We start from the raw sequence: 6,282 nt of genomic DNA, 5'->3' as shown, positions 1-6,282 counted from the left end.
TGATTATCATCAACGAGTGCCCACACAGATTGATAGGTCTATATTTTTAAAGAACGTTACTTCGAGAAGCTAAACTTTCGTTTTTGAGCCTTTCGGCTTTTCTCTCGAAGTGGGCGGCCATTTTAACTAGATAACTTGTCGTGTCAACCACTTTTTCAAATTATTTTCGTTTAGGCTTTTTGCCCGCCAAACCTGTTGGGCTCTTGCTTTGCTGCCCTCCCGTTTGGTGTGGTGCGCATTATAGGGAGAATGAGAAGCCGCGCAACCCCTTTTTCAATATTTTTTAGAAAAAACGTTCTTTTGATTGAAATACCATCAAAAAAAACAAGGAGAGTATAAAAACTCTCCTTTTAGCCACAAATCACTAACAATTAGATAAATGCGTACGCATCACCATACATGTGATCTGATTTTGCCTGCTTGTTTTGCGTGAACTGTTCACGTGCAGCGCCAGCCATTTCGAAACGACCTGCTATATAGATATCGAAATCAGCAAGTGAATCAAAATCTTCACTGACCGCTTGAAGTACGTTGCCTTGTTTGCCTGTCCACTCAGCTAGTGTTTCTTCAATAACAGGAATGAACTGAATGCGCTCATGAGCATTTGCGATATCAGCCAGCTCTTGTTTAGCATATAGCTGAGCTTCATCGCGACCACCCCAATAGAGATAGATAGGCTGAGCAATGTTTTGGCTGATGCAATGATCAAGAATAGAGCGTACATAGCTAAAGCCAGTACCGCCAGCAATCAATAGAATTGGGCGCTGGCTATCTTCACGAATCCAAGCTTCACCATGAGGGGCATCAATCTGAATGTCGCCACCCACTTCAAGTGCATGCTTCATTGATTCAACCACTTCTAGCGCATAAGCATTGTGCTCTGCAGCACCAATGTGAAGCTCGATCTCGCCTTCATGACGGCAAGGGCTGCTAGCAATAGAGAAAGGACGCTTGTCGGCCTCACCCATTACTACCATTAAATACTGACCTGCTTTAAAGCTAACAGGCTGTTCTGGATGCAGCAAAATTTGATAGGTATTCGCTGCCAAAGGCTCAATAGACTTAACTTTACAATTGATGGTCATGGTTTATCTCTTTTATTCGTCTCCAAAGGTGATCACCAAATCACTCTTTGGATAAGCAAGACAGGAGAACATCCAGCCTTGCTGCTTTTCATTCTCGGTAAGTAATGGTTCCAAATCATAGTCCACCGCACCTGATTCGATACGGCATAAACAAGAAGCGCAGGCCCCCACCATACAGCGGTGAGGGAAAGCAAGATTCTGGTTGAGCGCAGCCTCTAACACTGTCTGCCCTTCTTCGACTATAAACTCAAGGTTCTGAGGCTTGAGCACTACTCGCTTTGTCATAGGATATTTAGTTCATCCCAAATGCTGTCTATCTTTGCAACCAATGCTGGGTCTTTTTTAATTGGTATGCCCCACTCACGCGTCACTTCGTCTTCAAGTTTATTGGTTGCATCTAAATAAGCTCTGGAGGTGCTATCGTTGACCAGCAATGTATCTCTGGACGGGTCCATTCTCGTGGTGATCGCCCAAATCACGTCATTCCAATCACGCACGTTCACGTCTTGGTCGCAAGCAACAATAAACTTAGTCGCCAGATAAGGTGAGAGTATAGCCTCTACTCCTTTCATTACCTCAATAGCTTGACCTGCGCGTTGCTTATCTAGAGTCAGCAGTACCATACGATTTGTACCCGTTCCCGGTGCAATATACAAGTCAGTCACCTCTGGATATTGAGCTGTAACCTGTTTCGTCAATACAGTTTCATCCCAACTATTCGAGCGCTCGATATCTTGTGCCGTTTGATACTTGGCCGCCTCCAGCTCCAACTCTGCATCCCACTTAATTGTGGCATCCAGTCCCATTTTGGAACCTAAACCGGTAACCGGTGATGCAAAGTCCAAAGAATCTATCGGCGTGCTTTCAATCATCAAGGTATCGCGACTCGGTACCATATGATCATTCATAGCTTGGGTGACTTGCTGCCAGTCGCGGCCATTGACGCTTTCATCACATACGATGACAAACTTGGTGTACATGAACTGACGCAAGAAAGACCATACCCCCATCATCACACGCTTAGCATGCCCTGGGTATTGCTTCTTCATGGTTACCACCGCCATGCGATACGAACATCCTTCTGGCGGAAGATAGAAGTCTTCAATTTCCGGGAACTGCTTTTGCAAGATTGGCACGAAGACCTCGTTCAACGACACCCCCAATACAGCCGGTTCATCAGGCGGGCGACCTGTATAAGTGCTGTGATAGATAGGGTTTTCACGCATAGTAATGTGCGTAATAGTAAAGACGTGGTGCTTTTCTTTTTCGTTGTAGTAGCCGGTGTGGTCTCCATACGGACCTTCATCGGCAAATTCTTGCGGATCGATGTAACCCTCAAGGACAATTTCGGCACTTGCAGGAACTTCAAGATCGTTGCTAACCGATTTAACTACTTCGGTACGCTCGCCACGCAGCAATCCAGCAAAGGCATATTCAGACAAGGTATCAGGTACGGGCGTAACGGCTCCAAGGATGGTGGCCGGGTCGGCGCCAAATGCAACAGATACCGGGAACGGTTTTCCTGGATTGGTTTCCATCCAGTCTCTTAGATCGAGCGCACCACCACGATGCGCGAGCCAGCGCATGATGAGCTTATTCTTGGCTATCTTCTGTTGACGATAGATACCTAGATTTTGACGCTTCTTATTCGGTCCTTTAGTGACCGTTAGCCCCCACGTTAGCAAGGGTGCAACATCATCTGGCCAGCAACTCATCACTGGGATTTTATCAAGATCGACTTCTTCACCTTGCCAAACGACTTGCTGGCAAGCCGCTTTACGCAGTCTTTTGGCCGGCATGTGCAACACTTTCTTAAATAGAGGAATTTTATTGATCGCGTCTTTAAAGCCACGCGGTGGCTCAGGCTCTTTTAGATAGGCCAGTAGTTTGCCTACTTCTCTAAGCTCAGAGACTTGCTGTCGACCCATTCCCATCGCAACACGTTCAGGGGTACCAAATAAATTGGTCAACACTGGCATGTCATAGCCAATCGGGTTTTCAAACAGTAGAGCGGGCCCACCTGCTCGCAGAGTTCTGTCGCTGATCTCCGTCATTTCATAATCAGGGTCGACGGGGTGCGAGATGCGCTTGAGCAGCCCCTGGCTTTCCAGGTGCTGAGTGAAATCACGTAAGTCCTTGTAAATCATAGGGGATACTTCGCCTTGAAAGAGGGTACCATTATATACGCAAATCTATCATCGGGCGAAGTGTCCTCTACGATGTTGAGAAGCTGCGAAAATTCCGTTAATTAGACAGAGCTTGCAACACCAAACTCGCTTTCACCTGACTATTGGTCGACAACACATCCCTCACCCATCCACTATGACCATTCTGCGCCAGTTGACTGGCGACAAAACTGGCGTCTTCCACCTTGGTCATTCGTGTCACCAAGAAGGTTTTCACTTCATTCGGTAATGGGGTGATTTGAGCAAGTTCAGTGATCGCCTGACGTTTTAGACTCGGATTACGAGCAGCCGCCATGATTTGCTGCTGAGCAAACGGAGAAGAAAGACTCGCCAGTCTCTCTAACTCTACTTGACTATGATAATCCGCGCGCATTTTCCACAGCAAGTCATATAAGGCTGCGTCTTCATTCACTTGCGCCATTCGCACCAATACGCGAGTAGAAGGCAACCACTCGGTGATATTGGTATCGGTAAGTTGCTGAGTAATAAATGCGTTCGCTTTCGGTGACAGACTATCAAATTCTTTGACTAATAAGTCCTCGCGGATCTTACGCTCATAATCACTCCCCTCAGATAGCCAGTCACGTAATACCAACTGCTCACTCTCCGCCTGCAAGATAAACTCCAAGGTTTTTTGGTCACTGTTCCAACGCTTAATCAAGCGCGCAGATATGGCTGGGTAGTTAAACGCAGGAATAGAAAACTCGTAGCCATCACCACGCTCAAGCATAGTGTAAGTAGGTGGCAGGGATTTTTGGCCTTGAACGAAAATGGCCATTTTAGGGGAAAGAATGCGTTCGTTGTCTTCAATATGTTTGAGCAACAAAAACCTCGCCACCTCTTGCTGAGGCAACGCGAGTCTATTTAACGCAAATTTAAGGCCGTCGGTGTCATCTTGTTCCACCAACAATAAAAAATCGTCGACTTTTTGCAGCACCACTGGGCTTTGCAACCAGCGTTCTACTTCCTGCTGCGTCATTTCCTTAGACGCGTGCACCGGTTGTGAGAATGAAACAACCAATACGAGGAGTAACGACGCTAACCATCCTTGTAGCATATTAACCTCCTGTTAACACATTCAGTATTGTGCGCGTGAAACAGGGGAAGTGCAAACAAAAACGTCACCCCATAGGGGTGACGTTTAAAATTTGAGACTCGTTGTCCGCTTTGTGGACGCGATTAACGATTACTGGCGACGCATTGCGTCAAAGAACTCATCGTTAGTCTTAGTCATTGCTAGCTTGTCGATTAGGAATTCCATCGCATCGATTTCGCCCATTGGGTGAACAATCTTACGTAGGATCCACATCTTCTGCAGCTCATCGGCTTTCGTCAGTAGCTCTTCACGACGCGTACCTGAACGGTTGAAGTCAATCGCTGGGAAGACACGCTTTTCAGCAATCTTACGGTTTAGGTGCAGTTCCATGTTACCTGTACCTTTAAACTCTTCGTAGATAACTTCATCCATCTTAGAGCCAGTATCCACTAGCGCTGTTGCGATGATAGTTAGGCTGCCGCCTTCTTCTACGTTACGAGCTGCACCGAAGAAACGCTTAGGACGGTGTAGTGCGTTCGCATCAACACCACCAGTAAGAACCTTACCTGATGAAGGTACTACCGTGTTGTAAGCACGAGCTAGACGAGTGATAGAATCCAGTAGGATAACCACGTCTTTCTTGTGTTCAACAAGACGCTTCGCTTTCTCGATAACCATCTCAGCAACTTGAACGTGACGAGATGCTGGCTCATCAAACGTCGATGCTACTACTTCACCTTTAACTAGGCGCTGCATCTCAGTTACTTCTTCTGGACGTTCGTCGATAAGAAGAACCATCAATTCACATTCAGGGTGGTTGTGGGCAATGCTCTGCGCGATGTTTTGCAGCAGCATGGTTTTACCCGCTTTAGGTGGTGCAACGATGAGACCACGTTGACCTTTACCGATTGGTGATGCGAGATCAAGAACACGTGCGGTGATGTCTTCTGTTGAGCCGTTACCACGCTCCATTGTCATACGCTCGTTGGCATGCAGAGGGGTTAGGTTTTCAAACAGGATCTTGTTACGTGCGTTATCCGGCTTATCAGCGTTAACAGTGTTTACTTTTAGAAGTGCGAAATAGCGCTCGCCATCTTTTGGTGGGCGAATCTTACCGGCAATCGAGTCACCTGTACGCAGGTTGAAACGACGGATCTGACTTGGAGAAACGTAGATATCATCTGGGCCAGCAAGGTATGAACTGTCTGCGCTACGCAGGAAACCAAAACCATCTTGAAGAATCTCTAAGACCCCGTCACCAAAGATATCTTCACCACTTTTCGCATGGGCTTTTAAGATGGCGAAGATGATGTCTTGCTTACGCAGACGAGCTAAGTTTTCCAGACCAAGAGATTCGCCAAGTTTAACGAGCTCAGAAACAGGTCTGTTCTTCAATTCTGTTAAGTTCATTGTGGTGGATGTTTGTTTAGTCAAAATAGGGATCTGTTTTGTTGTTAAGAAGGATTTGGTCACAGGATCGACCAAGAAGTGAACACTTGTTTATTTAACGTGCGATAAATTATCACTAAAAAAGAGTCTAGTCTAGCTTTGAAAAAAACAAAACCGTGTATTTGTTAAGATACACGGTTTTCGTTACTTCTCATTATAAGTTCTCGTCTAAGAACTCTTTTAACTGAGTTTTTGACAGTGCGCCAACCTTAGTTGCTGCCACTCCGCCATCTTTGAAAAGTAGTAGCGTTGGAATACCACGGATACCAAACTTAGGTGGAGTACCTGCGTTTTGGTCGATGTTTAGCTTACCGATAGTGAGTTTGCCTTCGTACTCATCTGCGATTTCATCGAGGATTGGAGCAATCATCTTACAAGGACCACACCACTCCGCCCAGAAGTCAACAAGAACCGGGCCTGCAGCATTAATTACGTCAGTTTCAAAACCGTCATCCGTCAGCTGCAAAATCTTTTCACTCATCTTTCACTCCGATATTTTTTGTATTGATGAGATAATCACCAACAA

At 46.1% G+C, this 6,282-nt stretch carries 6 protein-coding genes; all 6 read right to left on the bottom strand.

All coding sequences use genetic code 11. The features are described 5' to 3' along the window. Positions 1 to 371 precede the first annotated feature (371 nt). On the bottom strand, positions 372 to 1,085 hold the full coding sequence (gene fre / locus ACJB0T_RS20750) for an NAD(P)H-flavin reductase (RefSeq protein WP_042478887.1): 714 nt from the start codon (positions 1,083 to 1,085) through the stop codon (positions 372 to 374). A 12-nt stretch (positions 1,086 to 1,097) separates the two neighbouring features. Beyond that, positions 1,098 to 1,370 (bottom strand): 2Fe-2S iron-sulfur cluster-binding protein, encoded by a 273-nt coding sequence (locus ACJB0T_RS20745; RefSeq protein ID WP_479292023.1) that lies wholly within the window; start codon positions 1,368 to 1,370, stop codon positions 1,098 to 1,100. Beyond that, positions 1,367 to 3,232, bottom strand: a complete 1,866-nt coding sequence (ubiD, locus tag ACJB0T_RS20740) for a 4-hydroxy-3-polyprenylbenzoate decarboxylase (RefSeq protein ID WP_479292026.1) — start codon at positions 3,230 to 3,232, stop codon at positions 1,367 to 1,369. Before ubiD ends, ACJB0T_RS20745 begins: the two co-directional genes overlap by 4 nt. A gap of 97 nt (positions 3,233 to 3,329) precedes the next feature. Continuing rightward, positions 3,330 to 4,328, bottom strand: a complete 999-nt coding sequence (locus ACJB0T_RS20735) for a hypothetical protein (protein ID WP_112463172.1) — start codon at positions 4,326 to 4,328, stop codon at positions 3,330 to 3,332. Positions 4,329 to 4,457: 129 nt separating this feature from the next. Next, the gene (rho, locus tag ACJB0T_RS20730) at positions 4,458 to 5,717 is read right to left on the bottom strand and encodes a transcription termination factor Rho (protein ID WP_042478896.1); all 1,260 of its coding nucleotides are present in this window, start codon (positions 5,715 to 5,717) and stop codon (positions 4,458 to 4,460) included. A 193-nt stretch (positions 5,718 to 5,910) separates the two neighbouring features. Then, positions 5,911 to 6,237: a thioredoxin TrxA gene (gene trxA, locus ACJB0T_RS20725; RefSeq protein ID WP_042478899.1), complete on the bottom strand. Its 327-nt coding sequence runs from the start codon at positions 6,235 to 6,237 to the stop codon at positions 5,911 to 5,913. Positions 6,238 to 6,282 lie beyond the last annotated feature (45 nt).

It is taken from the genome of Vibrio sp. CB1-5 (genome assembly GCF_059412285.1).
This window is presented reverse-complemented; position numbering and strand designations above follow the sequence as displayed.